The organism is Flavobacterium rhizosphaerae (genome assembly GCF_046000445.1).
GTDB classification, from domain to species: Bacteria; Bacteroidota; Bacteroidia; order Flavobacteriales; family Flavobacteriaceae; genus Flavobacterium; species Flavobacterium rhizosphaerae.
The window spans coordinates 1-16,407 of the sequence record NZ_JBELPZ010000018.1 but is presented as its reverse complement, the minus strand read 5'-3'; the positions used below and the strand labels follow the sequence as shown (position 1 = coordinate 16,407).

Annotated in this window: 10 protein-coding genes and 1 pseudogene; 2 read left to right on the top strand and 9 right to left on the bottom strand. The window is 37.8% G+C overall.

Annotated elements, in window-relative coordinates; all coding sequences use genetic code 11:
- Positions 1 to 3: 3 nt before the first annotated feature.
- Positions 4 to 1,023, top strand: coding sequence for a PDDEXK nuclease domain-containing protein (locus ABS766_RS14015; RefSeq protein ID WP_408085821.1), 1,020 nt, complete (start codon positions 4 to 6; stop codon positions 1,021 to 1,023).
- A gap of 220 nt (positions 1,024 to 1,243) precedes the next feature.
- On the opposite strand, the gene ABS766_RS14010 is transcribed toward ABS766_RS14015, so the two are convergent.
- From ABS766_RS14010 to ABS766_RS13980, 7 genes are all read right to left on the bottom strand, one after another.
- Positions 1,244 to 1,399: a hypothetical protein gene (locus ABS766_RS14010; protein ID WP_408085820.1), complete on the bottom strand. Its 156-nt coding sequence runs from the start codon at positions 1,397 to 1,399 to the stop codon at positions 1,244 to 1,246.
- A 546-nt stretch (positions 1,400 to 1,945) separates the two neighbouring features.
- Positions 1,946 to 2,230, bottom strand: coding sequence for an integrase core domain-containing protein (locus tag ABS766_RS14005; RefSeq protein ID WP_408085869.1), 285 nt, complete (start codon positions 2,228 to 2,230; stop codon positions 1,946 to 1,948).
- 596 nt (positions 2,231 to 2,826) lie between these two features.
- Positions 2,827 to 3,093 carry a transposase gene (locus tag ABS766_RS14000; RefSeq protein WP_408085819.1) on the bottom strand — a complete coding sequence of 89 codons (267 nt, stop codon included), beginning with the start codon at positions 3,091 to 3,093 and terminating at the stop codon, positions 2,827 to 2,829.
- Positions 3,094 to 3,199: 106 nt separating this feature from the next.
- Positions 3,200 to 3,700 carry a hypothetical protein gene (locus ABS766_RS13995; RefSeq protein WP_408085818.1) on the bottom strand — a complete coding sequence of 167 codons (501 nt, stop codon included), beginning with the start codon at positions 3,698 to 3,700 and terminating at the stop codon, positions 3,200 to 3,202.
- 1 nt (position 3,701) lies between these two features.
- Positions 3,702 to 7,355, bottom strand: a complete 3,654-nt coding sequence (locus ABS766_RS13990; protein ID WP_408085817.1) for a DUF6443 domain-containing protein — start codon at positions 7,353 to 7,355, stop codon at positions 3,702 to 3,704.
- Between the two features lie 12 nt (positions 7,356 to 7,367).
- Positions 7,368 to 11,000 (bottom strand): RHS repeat protein, encoded by a 3,633-nt coding sequence (locus tag ABS766_RS13985; RefSeq protein WP_408085816.1) that lies wholly within the window; start codon positions 10,998 to 11,000, stop codon positions 7,368 to 7,370.
- 7 nt (positions 11,001 to 11,007) lie between these two features.
- The gene (locus ABS766_RS13980) at positions 11,008 to 12,621 is read right to left on the bottom strand and encodes a T9SS type A sorting domain-containing protein (RefSeq protein WP_408085815.1); all 1,614 of its coding nucleotides are present in this window, start codon (positions 12,619 to 12,621) and stop codon (positions 11,008 to 11,010) included.
- Between the two features lie 304 nt (positions 12,622 to 12,925).
- Here ABS766_RS13980 and ABS766_RS13975 point away from each other — a divergent pair.
- Positions 12,926 to 14,086 (top strand): annotated as a pseudogene (locus ABS766_RS13975) (IS3 family transposase).
- A 127-nt stretch (positions 14,087 to 14,213) separates the two neighbouring features.
- Here ABS766_RS13975 and ABS766_RS13970 read toward each other — a convergent pair.
- Positions 14,214 to 15,497, bottom strand: coding sequence for a type II toxin-antitoxin system HipA family toxin (locus ABS766_RS13970; protein ID WP_408085814.1), 1,284 nt, complete (start codon positions 15,495 to 15,497; stop codon positions 14,214 to 14,216).
- A complete protein-coding gene (locus tag ABS766_RS13965; RefSeq protein WP_408085813.1) occupies positions 15,491 to 15,832 on the bottom strand; it encodes a helix-turn-helix domain-containing protein in 342 nt (113 codons plus the stop codon). The genes ABS766_RS13970 and ABS766_RS13965 overlap by 7 nt, the downstream gene beginning before the upstream one ends.
- Positions 15,833 to 16,407: the final 575 nt, after the last annotated feature.

The window sequence follows — 16,407 nt, the reverse complement described above, 5'->3', positions numbered from 1 at the left end:
GCCATGGAAACTACAGCAACAACTCAGCTGGCGCAGCGGATCTCTGAACTACTTACTGAAACAAGGAGCAGGATTGTGCAGTCGGTAAACCATACGATGGTTTTGACGTATTACGAGATAGGGCGAATGATAGTTCATGAAGAGCAAAATGGCAATGAGCGGGCTGATTACGGAAAGCAACTTATAAAAACGCTGTCAATAAAGTTAACGGCAGATTTTGGAAAAGGTTTTTCACAGCGGAATCTGGAGCAGATGCGGCAGTTTTACCTTGTATACTCAAAAGCGCAGACACTGTCTGCGGAATTTGAGGAAGATAATAAACCTTTCAGAAAATTCCAGTTAAGCTGGTCCCACTATCTAAAATTAATGCGTATTGAAGATGTAAATGAAAGAAACTTTTACGAAATCGAATCTTATAAGAACAACTGGAGCCTGAGAGAATTGGAAAGGCAATATAATACGGCACTTTATACACGTCTGTCGTTGAGCAGAAATGGATCGCAGGTTCGAAGGCTAGCCAAAGAAGGCCAACTATTACAAAAGCCCCAGGATGCAATAAAGGATCCTTACATTTTAGAATTTATCGGCCTGCCAGAACAATCAACTTACTCTGAAAGCGAATTAGAACAGAAACTTATTGAGAAACTGGAACATTTTATGTTGGAACTTGGCACCGGATTTACCTTCGTTGCAAGACAACAACGTATTAGTTTTGACGAAAAGCATTTCAGAATAGACTTGGTGTTCTACAATCGGATCCTTAGGTGCTTTGTACTAATTGACCTAAAAATCGGCGAACTTAAGCATCAGGATATCGGGCAAATGCAGATGTACGTTAATTTCTATGACAGGAGAATGCGGCTTCCTGAGGAAAATAAAACCATTGGTATTATTCTATGTCAGGATAAAAGTGAAGCGGTTGTGGAATTTACATTGCCTGAAAACAATCAGCAGATATTTGCAAGCAAGTATACGACGGTGCTGCCCAGTAAAGAAAGTCTGGTCAAACTTATCAGAGATTGAATACGGGGACAGTATTAGTATTGCTACAACTATGTCTTATGTCTATAGCGTTAAAAAACATGCTTACAGTCGAACCTTAGTCTAATATAGTATTAACTCCTATTATACAGGCTGCAACTCTTTCATCTACAGCTTGCGCAATAATGGAGCTTTCAATGAACTGATTTAAAATATCACAACTTAAAGGAATCTTTGCAGATTCCTTTTTATCTCATGCAGATTAATAGAGTACGCGTTTCTTTCTTTGTTGTTTTCTTTTTTGATCCAAGTAGGGCTGAAAGACTGTAATCCAGTCATCGGCTAAACGTTCTAAGTCGACAATCTCCTCCGTCTTTCCTGTTTGCATGTCCAGCATCATTTGTAAGCTGTCATTCATTTATATTGTATATTTTGAATCCAAGCGTTTCCGAATTATATATTCAGCTACTTCAAGAGATCGCTTCTTCTTAGGAGGTAATAAGGTCCGTTCTTTGCGCTTAAATAAGATTACATATTTTTGTAACGCAGCATCGTTCCATTCAAGATTTTGAATGTTACCTCCGTAAATAAGGAATTATTCAGGATTTGTGATCCGGGTACAGTTTGGCATTCGCAGTCAGGTTTTGGCCGGGTGTCCAATACTACTACTAATAATAATAATAATAATAATAAAAAGGTTGCTTTACTTTTGTCAGGAAGGGATTCGAACCTATCTCTGTACAGCTAGTAAATACTGGGATTTCCAAATTTTAAAACTTACTGCACCACGAATGCACCACAAATTTTGAAAAAAACCTAGTATTATATCTTAAATGCCATCTGCAAGATGACGACCATTCATTAAGTACATTATTCTCATTTAATTCAAAGATAATCATAAATACATTTTAAGTGAAGTCAATATGACATTTACAAAAACGATTCAAACTTATTGATTGTAGGCTTACCCAATCTCAGACATTACTAAATTCGACAAATTTTTATTCATATCCTGAGATTTGGGGAAGAATTCTTCCCCAAATCTGCTTTTATATTCTCTAGGAGTTTTGTTTCCTAACGATTGATGAGGATAATTGTTATTGTAGTCTTCTTTCCATTGATTACTTAAAATTGTTAATTGGTGTAGATCGTTAAACCAATAAGCATCTAATACATCTTCTCTGTAAAAGCGATTAAATCGTGCTATAAATCCGTTTTGCATCGGTTTTCCTGGTTGCGTATACCGAATCTCTATAAGCTTACGCTCACACCAGTTACTAAATGTCTTAGAGATAAACTCAGGTCCATTATCACATCTTATAGCTTGTGGTAAACCTATTTCTTATTCTAGTTGTTCCAGTACTTCTACTACTTTCTTTGCAGGATAATGTATGCTAGGAGTAACTGATAATGCTTCTCGGTTACAATCGTCTATAATATTTAAAACACGCACTTTTCTGCCATCGCATAACGCGTCCGACATAAAATCGATACTCCATACCTCAGTTAATTCTTTAGGAGCTTCTAAAGGATGTTTAACCCTACTTATAACTCGTTTTTTGTGTTTACGTCTGAGTTGTAACTTCATACTATGATAGACTCGTAATACACGTTTACGGTTCCATCTAAGATCTTCTCGACGGATACGTTGGTAATACTCATCAAAACCACGGGTAGTTAGCTCATTGGCTAAAACAGTTAACTTAGCTATTACAGCACTATCATCTCGTTTACTCTGGTAATACCATATGGAACGTGCTAATCCAATCAGTATGCATAAACGCTGTATAGATGCCTGATAGCGAGCCTATAAATAAGCTACTCTTTGTTTTTTATCGGAAGGTCTTAGAACTTTTTTGACAGTACATCTTTTAGCATACGAATATCTAAACTAGCATAGGCATACATCTGCTTTAATTTACGATTTTCTTCTTCAAGTTCCTTAAGGCGTTTGAGTTCACTTGTTTCCATTCCTCCATATTTTTTACGCCAATAATAAATCGTACTCTTATCGATACCTAATTCTCTAGCTAACTCGGGAATGCTTCTTCCTTGTTCATTTTCTTTGAGAACCTTGATGATCTGACTCTCACTAAACTTACTTTTTTTCATAAGACAGTATTTACTTTAAAGTTAATAAATTGATTTTATACTGTCCGATTTGTTGGGAAGCCTACATCTGCATATTATACGTAAACAGTAAAAACATATTTAAAATTTATTGAATAAGATACCAGTTTCCTCTATAGTGCTTGTAGATTCTTGAATTTTCTTTTATCGTCTCGTTATTAATAGATTTCTTTAAATGCAATAAATATGGCTTCATATTAATTTCAAAGGGATTTATACTAAAGTTTCCATTATTACTAACACTAAGGTAAGGAAAATTAAAATCATTATAATCTGCTATAATATCTATTGCTTTTTTATTGCTTATATCCTTGTTATGTTTGTTTTTCCATTGTAATATTTCGATTCCATTAGTAATATTATTTTTAGATATTACATAATAAAAATTATTTGTGTCAAATTTATAGTCAGATAAAACATATACTGTTTCAAATAGAGTTTTATCACGGATAAAAATTGTATATCCTGTAAATTCACTGAAACAATATGAATCATAATGATCAATAAATGTATTAATATTATTATATTTTTGCTTATTACAAGCAACTATAAATAATAATATAACCAAAATATAATTTATTTTTTTCATATTATTTGTGCAAAAATTTTTTTAAGTCATGTTTAGCTGCATAGTAAGCCCCTTCTACAATTGAAAGTTGATCATCATCTGTATCATATCCTCCCCTAGTGAAATAATTATGGATATTTGCTCCCATTTTAAGTTCTGCATAACCAAAGCCATTAATATAACCTGTTGCAGCCCATAGATAATTTCCGAAATTTTGGAAGTTATGAGCATAATAATCTCCATCTGCCAAAAACAAAGAATTTCCAGCTTTTTCAAATTTATTAATTAAAGTGCTATATGCATAGTCAAAAGGATGACCTGCTCTACTTTTACTAGCAAAGTAAAACATATTTCCATTTTCTTTATCAAAAGCATCTACACTATATAGCATACTGAAAATTTGAGAATATGAAATAAACTCAATTTTATTTATGAGTCCACTAGAAATATCTTTAGGATCATTTATTGGATCAGCAAAAGAATAGAATCTATTCTCACCAGTCTTTTTATTCTCAATTTGTATTCTATCAAACTTGTCTGCTGTTTTGTCGGTTCTAACATAATTTCCTTTTTCATCAAAAACATAATTATCATCTGTGTTGTCCCCTTCATAACTAGTTAACGCTTCTTCAAAAGAGACCTCTTTATCACCGTCTTTATAAACCCCTTTTCTACCAGCATCGTGAGCTTCCCAATCATATACTGCCTGCATTCCATCAGGGTCAACAAATCTGATAGGGTTGTCATAACAATAATTATAAGGCGACCATCGTCTGCTCACCTCCGCCAGCGGATCAATATTCATCCACCTTCCGATAGCGGGGTCATAATTACGTGCGCCATAGTCGTACATGTTAAGCCCCAGCTCGTCTTGCAGTTCCTTGCCGTTGTACTTATACTTATATGTTGCATCTAACGTATTTACAACTGGAACAATAACAATAGGTATAGTTATACCGCGGGTAATGATTTGCTGGTTAGCGCTATAGCCTTCATGCTTAAGCCCAAAAGGATAATAATGGTTTTCTTCAATTATCTTAAGAACATTATCTGCAGGGTCTATAGTGTAACTTATCCGGTTATTGCCCAAGTGATCTTTATAGTGAAATACATAATTATAATTGCAACTACCGCTAACTATTGTAGTTTTAACATACCCCTCACTTACTGGAAAAAACTCCAGGATACCATTTTCGTATTGATAAGCACTGAGATAATCTGTAACCATAGCAGTATCAACATTTGGTGTAACCGTTTTTCTAAGCTTTACCCCGGCAGCATTGTAAAGGTATGAAATTGTGCCGTTATTTGTAGCAGGAGTGCTGCCACTAATAGTTACTACAACTGGTAAGTTAAGGTGATTGTAAGTAATTGATGTAATGCTTTTATTCTTATCGGTCTTCATATTGGCATAATCATCATATGTATAATCTGGAGCACCACTTTGGTCAATATCGCTAAAACCTGCTGTATTGCCACTACTGTCGCTCACCTTTGTGAGCATATTTCCATCATAAGTGTAGGCAAGGTTATCAATTTCATTTACGAGTGTAGCGCTATCGGTGCCACCATTGCGTACGAGACTTGTTATATTACCATTGCCATCATACTTTAAATGCTCGTTATACGAATTCCTGACAGGTACAGTAGATGCCGGTATTTGATAATAGGCATCTAAAAGGCGGTTTACCTGGTCATATTTATAACCGTAGCGCCGGGAAATATTGTCGCTGGCAGTACGCCAGGTAGTCTCTGCGATACTGCCGTTATAAAGCGGGGTAATAGCTCCATTCATGTTTTGCTGTATAGTTCCATTATAATTAATGCTGAATGCAAATAGATCCTGCGGCTGGAGATTGCCAACATTGGCTGCTGCTAAATTATTTATATTATTTATACCTGTAAGCCACCCCCTTATGTTGTAAGCGTAGTCTACTATTTGTAATGGCGAATTAATATTATTACCCACTTTTTTACTGATGAGCTGGCCTATGGAATTATATGCGTTGTACGCCAAAAGCTGCGGATTTTGTCCTTCAATAGTATGGGTGTGGCTGAGCAGCCTTTCTTGGGAGGTATACGTAAAATCTTCTTGTGTTGTAACCGTAGTATCAGCCGTATTAGTATCTGCCGTACGCTTGTGTTTTGTTTTTGTATATTGCACCCTACCATTAAACTCAAGTTTGTTGTCAACCTGAGTGTATCCGCCAAGATAATTAGTGGTCCGGGTTCGCACCATCCTGGCCTTTTTACTATCGTAAAACGTATATGTACTCTCCCCGTTGGCGATACTGTATCCTTCAAGTGCTCTGGTCCAGTTTCCCGTAGCGAGCCCTTTTGGTGTAAGCCATACATTTACATCTTCAACAAGGGTTGTGCTTGTAGGTTTTGTCTGTGCATTTAAAAAGCGGTAATCATCATAATAATTTACGGTTAAAAGCTTAAGTGATGCTTTAATATTTGCTGGGGTAGTGCCCGGGTTGGTATAATAAACTGTAACGCCATCTATTGTAGTGGCATTTGTCGAAGGCACTGCTGTCGGATAATTATAACTTTGCAGGGTGTTCCTCCTGCCTGAAGTAAAAGCAAGTGGTTCAGGCACCCACCCTGAGTAGGCTACACGGCCTAACGCATCATATTGTGTAAACAGCCAGCCGCTTGCTGCGCCCGTGGTAACACCCCACGGATTTAGTGCAGGCCCTGTGGCAACTACACGGTCAAGTTGGTCGTATACAATAAATTCCCATGCTTTTCCCGGAAGTTTTTTTTCAACAAGCCTGTTCTTGTAGTCATATTTATATTGGTAGCTAAGTTTATCTGCGTTAGTTATACTACCTAATGCTTTAGGGGGTAAAACATAGCTAAGGTTGCCGTATTGGTCATATATATAATATGTGTCCATGCTTCCCACACCCGACATGCCAAAGGTATCAACAGCACTAAAGAAAGTTCTTTTTAAAATTAATCGTCCTTCGTCATCGGTATATTCTTCTACAGTATTGAGCTTATTTTGCATTCCCCCGTTACCAATATAAATAGCAGAATTTTTATTTTCGTCCTGTATAATATTTTTATAAAGTTCGCCTCCCGGATAATACCCTTCATTTATAAAAGTAGTTCCGTAAACACCATCGGCTGGTTCACCTGCATTTGCTTTTAGTTTTTTAACCGCATCTTCGTCAGTGTTGGAAAGGTAGGCATGTTTTACAGTATGGTCATTGTCATTATCTGCATTTCCAAGCCAGGGAGTCCCTGGTGCACTCTGCTTCATTACACGGTTTATAGGTGAAGCGTCAAAGAATTTTTCGCTGTAGGGATTGGTAGTGTTTTGGAAAGCAGAAGTGCTATAAAATGATACAGCATTAGCCTGGGCCGAACTATTAAAAGTCATATCTTCTGTAGAGGCAACAAAAGGGAGGTAATCTCTTGACTGCCGGCCAAAGGCATCATACTCGATATGGGTAATAATATCTTTACCTGTACCCGACTGCTTGTTAGCTACTTGTTGTATAGGACGGCCAAGCCCATCGTAATATGTCACACTAGCGTTAGCCTTACTAGGGTTACTACTTGCACTCTCACTATGATAAACCAATGTCTTTACATAATTTTGTGTAGGAGTTTGCCCTAACAACAATACAGGATATAACAGAAAAGTATACAGTAGTTTTTTCATGGTTTGATGAGGTTATGGCTTGTAATTATAGGAATTTTCAATAAGCAGGTTGCCATTTTTATCTTTAACTGAATTTAACCTGCCGAACGAATCATATTCATAATAGGCAACATCACCTTTTGGGTCAGTAACAGAAGTTACTCCTATTAATGGTGTATAAGTGTATGTTGTTACCATTGCATTATTTAATGATGATGATGTGCGAAGTACATTCAGAAAATTATTCACGGCTGCATCCGTCGGACTTGAATTACAAAATGCAGTCAGCACTGAAGAACCACCTAACACGCTAACAATTGTACTGTAAGTTGCATTTTCGATCTTAGCAACAGGTACCGTATTGTTGTACGACCATATGACGGTGGTTGATATCCCGCCCTGAGGTTTGTATTGAACCAGATTGCCTTTGGCATCATATATCTCATAGGTTAACTTTTTCTCAAGCTTGCCTATATTGGCCAGATCAGGAAGGTCATTTGGAAATTTAGCCGAATATATATTTTTGGGAAGCAATAGGTTTGCTGTAGTGTTATCTTTTGCATAAACAAACTTTTCCTCGTTAATTTTTGTGCCATTTCGAAGTGATTCTATTTTAATGGGATTTCCCACTCGATTTGCCGTGATCATATCAGACATCCAAGGATCTCCTAGTAAATCCTGTGGATAATATAATTTCGTTGTTGTATGTTCACCTGTAGAGAATGTAGTTTCCTTCCTGGTCACTGCCAAATTATTATTTACGATCCCATCATAAAAATAATTTTCAACCCTAGTAATAGTTCCTGTAGTAAAATAATTTACGGTGGTTTTGCTTTTTAACTTATCAAAACCGGTATATAACCTGAAGTAGGGAATCTTCAAAGGAGGGTTGATATAGGCTACAACGAAATTAGATACTGAACCTATCATGCCACCGTCTGCACGATTATCAAAATAATATAGATTCGGATAAAAACCATAGTTTTGATATAGAAAAGGAAGGTTCGGTCTTTTTAATGTCGATATTTCACCAATATTATTTATACCGGCATACTGGTAGGGAAAGGAGCTGATTAAGCCGGTATTAATCTCCTCCACAAAGCCTTTGTCGGTTTCATTAGCCATACCAAAATATTCGTAGCTATCTTCTGTTATGATTGTACCGTTATCATATTGCCTGTGTGATAATAACTTGCCACTTTGCCATGCCTTGGGCTCTGTTTCCTGGAAATATTGCCTCATGTTTCCAGATTGCAAACTTGGCGTAAAAGCATAGGTGAATTCTTCCTTAATTACCTTTCCGCTTGCAGTGTTTTTTTTAATGATGTTTATATAGCCAACATTACTGCCTTGGGTTTTTAATAATGGGAATACCGCTTCTGAATTTAGTCTATATCCCGGAACATTGTTTGTCGAGCCATCATTTAGTTTGACGTGAAAAAGTATATTTTCTTTATATTCAGGCACATTATTAATTCGACCTGAACAAAATCCGTCTGATGTAGTATATTCATAAGAAGTTTTGTATTCAGTTGCACCGTCCCTTTCGATAATTTCCTTAATGCGTAAACCGCCTACTTTTATATCTGCAAAATTCTTCTTCCGGTAGGTTAAACCAGCAACTGTGAGATGGGGATAATTGATCACTTGGTTATTAGAATTAAGCCACTGGTCCATAATATACTGGGGTGGTGTGATCATTTTTACATATATCCTATATTGACCATTTGGTAAGTACGGTAACTTCGCGAGGATTGTTGGATTATTCGTAAGATTTTGGTCTGTTCTGCTAATGTTGGCAAGTAATGAATAATTACTAAAAACACCATTATTCTTCCTCTGTAAACCAATCTCTATCCTGTATTCCCACATATTTAACTGAGAAAGCGTTATTTCTGGCCTTACATAATTTGTCCTAACAAATATGTTTGGCTCCCCCTCGACCGTCTCATTAAAATCATCAACATTAAATTCATTTCCAAATACGGTCCGCTCTGTAGTGCTCTGGTTATTAGGAGAAGGGTAGGAGGTTGCCAAAGTAGAACCCTGTACCATTATACGCTGGTTTACAAAATCATATCCGTCATTAGAGATGTCTTTCATTTTGTCAAAAATCTCGTACCATCTCACGTAATTGTCCTCAAACACATATTCCTGTTCGCCTCCGGTTGGATACTTGATTTTTTTAATAGTGAAGGTCTTGTTATATGATGAGTTGACAAAACGGTTAGCGGTTAGTGTTTGCATATAGTAATCATGCCAGTTATCGTAGCCGCTCCAACTAGTACCGTAGAAAGAACTTGGAAATGTGATGGGTGCGTGGCATGAAGGGATTGCCTGCGAGTTACTATTCGCTCCATTATAATATCCCCAATGATCTCTTGCATGGGACCTTTTGGTTGGAAGTGCACTGTTTGTGTGGTATTCAAATACATAACGTTCCACTGTATTATCAGCATTATCCTGCACAGCTAATGAATCTAACCTGAGGCGGTTCTTATCTACTGTAGGTAGTGACGAAGTGGCTGAGAAATAACTGTGATAAAATTGAAAAGTTTTTACCGGTTGGTTATTTTTATTATAGAGTACTATTTTGCTTAGCCGTGGCGCGGGTTGGCCTGCGTTGGGTAAACCCGAATTTGGGTCCGTATTATTCAGATCGGTTCGGTCATTGACATAGATAAAATCAAGCTTTCCGGATTCAAACGTAATAGTTTTGATTAGGCTTTCATAATGCAAATAAGATTCTTGTCCCCCGCCTTGTTGCCCGTTCCCTAAAGCTGCAGGGAATCGCAGTTCGCTGTCATTAGGAACGGTTTTATAATATTGATTTGGCACATATGAAAATTCAATAGTTGAGTTTTTAATAGTGGTGACATTTTTTACGAACCAGCTTTGAGTGTAACCGCCTGATATGCTACTTTTTCTAACAAATTCTTTTGCTCCATCACCAAATGCCACCTTTACTCCTTGGTCATCTGTGAGTTCGAACTTGTCTATCGAGAAAAGCGATGTTGTTTTTTGTATGAGGATGTCATCAAGCGGATACGTGACGAATTTTCCATCGAACTGATTGTATTTGAAAAGCCCGCTTTTACCTAAAAAGGAATAATGAAAATCATCTGGCCTAAAATCCTTATCCCCGGTAGTCGGTGGGGACGAAAAAGGATCACTGTAAATATTTGCCTGATTGTACATATAGATTCGCTGAGCCAAGGTTGACAGACTTGTACTATTACTACAATATGGAAAGCAAGTGAGGCTACTGGTATTATTGTAATTCTTTGGCAACTCCTGTTTTAGGTCGCCGATTTTATAAGTATTGGTGAAGAAGCCCCATTCATCCGGGCTGCCATTCGCACTCCTTGATATCGAACCACCCCAACTGAGTTGTACCCCTAAACCCAATGGAGTGGCTTCTTCATTGACCATAATTCCGCTTGTGTTGAAGGAGAAACTGACTGGGATTTCTACACCATCCTGTGAAATTGTATACAATGGAATAGAAATGTCAGGTTGGCCTGTATAGAGGGATACTGGCGCTGCAATGGTTTTAAATAAAGCAGCTGTTTGTGGTGTGCTTGGGTAATTGACCATATCAGTCAGCCGTTGCGCGTATAGTTGCGGAATATATAACGCAAATAATGTAACGTATAGGTATTTCATTATGGATTTAGTGGTTTGCTTTTAAGACTTTTACTGAACTTGTACCCGCATCCGTCTTGACCTCTACTATATACACACCAGTGGGATAGTCAGTAAAGTCGAGCGGAATGGTGCGGCTGTCTACATCAAGAGTCTGCAGTAATTTACCAGAGAGGTCAAACACGGAAGCTGTCCCGCTGGTAAATTCAAATCCCACAATTATATTGGTAAAGGGCCTAGCCGGATTGGGTATAGCTTCAATTATAACCTTTTCTTCATTTTTCTTTTTTTCTTTATCTTCCAGTTTTACTACCCAAAAATCCTGTTGCCCCTTTGCGGAATTACGGTCGCGCGATATCTCACCTTTTGATGTACCGGACAAAAGATATCCACCATCACGCGTTTCAGTAAGCCTCTTAAGGATGTCTTCACCTTTACTACCCACAACTCCTTTCCAAATCTCTTCGCCATCAGCAGAAATTTTTAGGGCAATATAATCATTGATGTCCTTTTTATCTGTTTTTCTTTTAGTGTCGCCAAAAATCTCACTTTGCGCATAACCTCCTAAAAGTAATGTACCGTCATCATTTTCCACAAGAGATGTAAGGATGTCGGTATGGCTGGTATTGTAGGTTTCCTGCCATAGTACACCTCCTTTTTCGTCCAATTTTATTACCCAGAAATCGGTTCCTTGTTTATTATACTTAGTTTTGTTACCCGACGTTTGGGATATTGAATTACCTCCTGCTATATAACCGCCTTCTTTTAGTTGAATGATGGCAGCAATATGATCGTCCTGTTCACCACCAAGTACTTTTTGCCATTGGGTGTCACCCCTTTTATTAAGCTTTATGATCCAGTAGTCGCCATCACCGTAGCCTTCGAATTCTTTATCATAACTGCCGGGAGAGTTAGAATAGCCTCCCACAATATAACCTCCGTCTTTAGTCTGCTGGATGCTTTCAAGACGGTCTACATAATTTCCTCCCAAAGTTTTTTGCCATTCGACCTCGCCTACTTCATCAAGCTTGATGATCCAGTAATCCAAGTTACCTCGGTTCTTTTCGTTTTTGCCGTATTTGTCAATGCCGCCTTTCAGTATCTCGGGACTGATGTCTGAAGATGAGGAGCCACCAACAATATATCCGCCATCAATTGTCTGGGCGATATTCTTTACTAAATCCTGTCCGGGGCCTCCTATCGTGCGTTGCCACTCTTCACTACCTTTAGCATTCAATTTTAATATCCAGATGTCTTCGCGACCACGGCACAGGTCTTTTTTACACCCACTTACCGATGAATCAGATGTCCCCGCAAGAATAAAGCCCCCATCATGCGTATTCTTAATAGAATAAAGGATATCTGCACCGCTACCACCAAAATTCTTTTGCCAGTCTTCATTGCCTTCTTCATCCATTTTCCATATCCAATAATCGAGGTTCCCCTGATTGTCTTCAGTTTTATTGCCTGTCTTTTTGGATAGGGATGCCCCGGCAAGTATAAAGCCATAATCCGCAGTTGGCTGTGCATCTAATAAGTAATCGGCATGTTTACCTCCATAGGATTTCTCCCATAGAATATCTTGGGCATTTAGGCTGCTGCAAATGAGTGTACCTTTGATGAATAGTAAGATGTTCTTCATTTAATAAGCGTGTTAAAGAGTAGTTAATTTTTGGTAAAAGTAAACTTTAATTTGAGTTCTTGATTAAAAGCGAAATCTTATTTTATATTCGTAAGAATGTATTGTGAAATTTTCTATGAATTTGGTTTAAATGAAGACACTTTTAAACATAAAGGAGATTTTATAATTATAATAAAATGATATGTCTGATATCTCAGAGGTAATGGATTCTGGTATAATCATAGCATGTCTAATACTGGAGTAGCTACCTTTATTGGGACACAAAATTTAAGACCTTTTGTTATAAAACAAATATCTTAGAACTATGAAAAAACGCTATTACAGTCCAGAATTAAAAGAGCAAGCAGTTCGATTAAGTTACCAGCGGGAAAACATCAAAGAATTAGCAGACGAATTAGGGATAGAAGTCCAAAGGATTTATAAATGGCGCAAGGCAGCCCAAACAGCTAGTTTACCTAAGCCGGAAAAGCCCATGCCTGATGATACGCTTGAGATTAAGAGGTTACGTAAAGCTCTTAAAGAAAAAAAACTTGAACTCGAAATATTAAAAAAGGCCGTACACATCTTCTCCAAGAGCGATGGGAAATCTATGGATTTATAGCTAGTTATAGACATTTATATTCCATCGAGAAAATGTGTAAGGTTTTTAAAGTAAGCAGGAGCGGATTTTATAGGTGGTACACCTGCGGTCCATCAAAAAGGGTATTGGAACATAGCTTGCTTTCAGATTTGATTGAAAAGGAATTTGACTTTGAGTAAACGGCGGTATGGTTCTACTAGAATAGCAGCACAACTAAAACGTAAAGGGTACTGTATATCCAGACGCCGAGTAGCTAAAATTATGAAAGCAAACCATTGGTTTAGTAAACATAAAAAGAAATTTAAAGTAACCACAGATTCCAATCATAGTTATGTTGTTTGCAAAAATTTGCTTAACAGAGAATTTAATCCTAGTAGGTTAAATGCAGTTTGGGTAAGCGATATTACTTATATTCCAACCCACCAAGGCTGGTTGTACCTGACCACTATCATCGATTTGTTTGACAGGCAGGTAATAGGTTGGTCATTGAGTAAAAGTCTGTATGCAAATCAAACCATTATTCCTGCATGGAAAATGGCTACAGGTAAGCGAAAGATAAAAATCGATTTAATTTTTCATTCAGACAGGGGAATACAATATGCTTCAAAAGCTTTTAGATCATTTATTAAATCTAACCCTTTGGTAACCCAATCCATGAGTAGAAAAGGGAATTGTTGGGATAATTCTGTGGCTGAATCTTTCTTTAAAACCTTAAAAGTAGAACTTATTTACGACAATAATTTTAAAACTATAGAACAGACTAAAACCAGTATTTTTGAATACATTGAAATATGGTATAACAGAAAACGATTACACTCGTCTTTGGGGTATAAAACTCCTTACGAAGTAGAACAAGAATTTTATCAATTTAAAAATGCGGCATAAGTCTTAAAAAAATTGTCCCACTTTTTGTTGCAAGTCCATTCCTTTGTAGGGAACTGTATGAAACAGAAAATCAAGGCAAACCTATTTCAGGTAAAAGCAGATTATTCAACTTGGAACAATCCTTTACTTATATAGCCCTGATAAGTGTGATATCTATTGCCTTCGCCAATTTTTCATTGACAGAAAACTGTGATGCATATTTAGGCCATTGGCTCACGATTTCAATCACTTCGGTGATAATACCTTCCGGGTTCCGGATAGAATTTTGTTTGGCAATATGTAGCAGGTCCTCTTTTATAAAGTCTTTCCTTTTCCCATTTATGCTGAGATTGTGCTGGCTGACCCATTCGCTATCGGGCCTGTAGGCGTGGCAAACATCGTAAGCGGGAGCCAACTCCCAGTTGCCGTCCGGTTCCATTAAAAAGGCAAAGTTTTTGGTATGGTCGTCACAGTTTCTGGCAAACACGTTGAATACCATACGGCGGTACATCTGTTCGGCTTCGGCATAAGAAAGCCTGAGCTGCCTCATGGTCTGAAATAGCTGCTCATAGCTGTAGCTTGAAATCTGGTTGAAATCGAAATGCTGCATTGCGCAGAAGGTCTGTACATGCAGTTTTTGATTACCGTTTCGGCGGTCAAATCGTTTGGTCATAAAATGAGCGCGCCCCTCTTCTTCTATCAATCGGCTCTCCATCATGTCGATGCCTGAATCTGTTGCCATTTTGTAGTAGGCCATTTCTACACGGCCATATCCATAGCTTACCCCAAATTGAGAGTCGTTTACACCGTCAAATTTTATCAGCCAGTGCTCATAGCCTTCATCCTGCAATGTCTGTCCGGAACGTATCATGCCCGTAGCTTCATTATAAGCAATGATTGCCTTAGGGCGGGCACCGCCGGCAGATGTACCCATCTTCAGTACATCCAGCAGCACATCCTGCATCTCATGCTCAGTATGGGCCTCAAAATTCTCCCTGCTTTCCAGCAATTTCATAGTGGTTTCAATAAGGCTGGAAAGCTCAATGGAATGGGAACTGCCTGATGCCGGTAAAGTAGTCGGTTCAAACTCCAGCGCACCCATACCTCTGCTGCCAATAAAGCACAGCAATTCAACAGGATTTAATGAGTTCTCAGGCCGTCCGTTTCGTGCAAGCCAGATATTAATTAACTCATTACCATATTTGTCCGGCAGAGAGTCCGCAAGAAGTCCGGGAAGTCCTTTAAAGGTCGCATTACGCAATTCCGGAAAGGAATATACTCGGGTAGACAATGGCATCTTCACCGGGGCTACTTCAAGTTTTCCGTCGACAAAAGGCTTGTCGTATTCAAAAAATCCGAGTCCCTGCTTTTCATCCCATGCTACGGCTCCAATTCTTTTACCCCACAGTTTTACAAAGGCTGTTTTTACCATCCGGGTTCATCTTTATTTGTTTGAGAATTATTCTTTGAAGCCCTCTTACGGCGTTTTGCCTCATCCTTAGCTAACTGCAGTGGGCTTATCTGTGTCTGGACCTTAAACTGATCGAACACATACAGAGCATTTAATACACGTAGTATTTTCAGCAGATTTATTAAGGCGATATTTTCGCCGCGTTCTGCAAGGCTCAGGGTAGACCGGCTTATTGCTGCCCTGTCCGAAACCTCATCCTGCGTCAGATTTTGGTCTACTCTCTTAACTTTAATGAATTCGCCTATGTCACGAAGAATTGCGGCATCACTATACGAATTGTATGATATATCATTCATAAGTTAGCTAATTTTAATTAATGCGTAAAATATCATTCAAATATACAAAATTGTTTGAAATAAAGTAAAATATCAATATGAATGATATATCATTCATAAATAATCAAAAAGTAATGTAACGAATTAAATTTCATTCATAAACTTATCCTATGCGTTTAGAATCTATAACTTCGCCCTCCACTGAAACCCGTTAGGCGTTCAACGCATTCATAATGAAACGTCCGATAAGCTCATCGCCGTCCATATAATGATGAAATAACTACAAATATAAAATTACTAAATCTGCACTCAGTAGCCATATCTTAAATTATTCTGTACTAATTCTATTAAATCGTGTTGTACTATTTCTATTAAAACATGTTTAAGAGCCCCATTATATTAATACAAAATGCACGACACTATACACACTTAACCCATACCTATTGTTAGTAGAGAAGAAACTTTTCCCAAGATAAACCGGTAAAAGGCAGCTAATGTATTGCGGGCAAAGCCAGTGGCAAAAGCAAAAGACTACGGCATAATGGCTTTGCTCGCCCACTCACAAACCCACCCCTGGGACTTATTCCGTTTCCTTT

Excerpts from the sequence above, each read along its gene's own strand:
- ABS766_RS14015 (WP_408085821.1), top strand. The coding sequence starts at position 4 with ATGGAAACTACAGCAACAACTCAGCTGGCGCAGCGGATCTCTGAACTA.
- ABS766_RS14010 (WP_408085820.1), bottom strand. The coding sequence starts at position 1,399 with ATGAATGACAGCTTACAAATGATGCTGGACATGCAAACAGGAAAGACG.
- ABS766_RS14000 (WP_408085819.1), bottom strand. The coding sequence starts at position 3,093 with ATGAAAAAAAGTAAGTTTAGTGAGAGTCAGATCATCAAGGTTCTCAAA.
- ABS766_RS13995 (WP_408085818.1), bottom strand. The coding sequence starts at position 3,700 with ATGAAAAAAATAAATTATATTTTGGTTATATTATTATTTATAGTTGCT.
- ABS766_RS13990 (WP_408085817.1), bottom strand. The coding sequence starts at position 7,355 with ATGAAAAAACTACTGTATACTTTTCTGTTATATCCTGTATTGTTGTTA.
- ABS766_RS13985 (WP_408085816.1), bottom strand. The coding sequence starts at position 11,000 with ATGAAATACCTATACGTTACATTATTTGCGTTATATATTCCGCAACTA.
- ABS766_RS13980 (WP_408085815.1), bottom strand. The coding sequence starts at position 12,621 with ATGAAGAACATCTTACTATTCATCAAAGGTACACTCATTTGCAGCAGC.
- ABS766_RS13970 (WP_408085814.1), bottom strand. The coding sequence starts at position 15,497 with ATGGTAAAAACAGCCTTTGTAAAACTGTGGGGTAAAAGAATTGGAGCC.
- ABS766_RS13965 (WP_408085813.1), bottom strand. The coding sequence starts at position 15,832 with ATGAATGATATATCATACAATTCGTATAGTGATGCCGCAATTCTTCGT.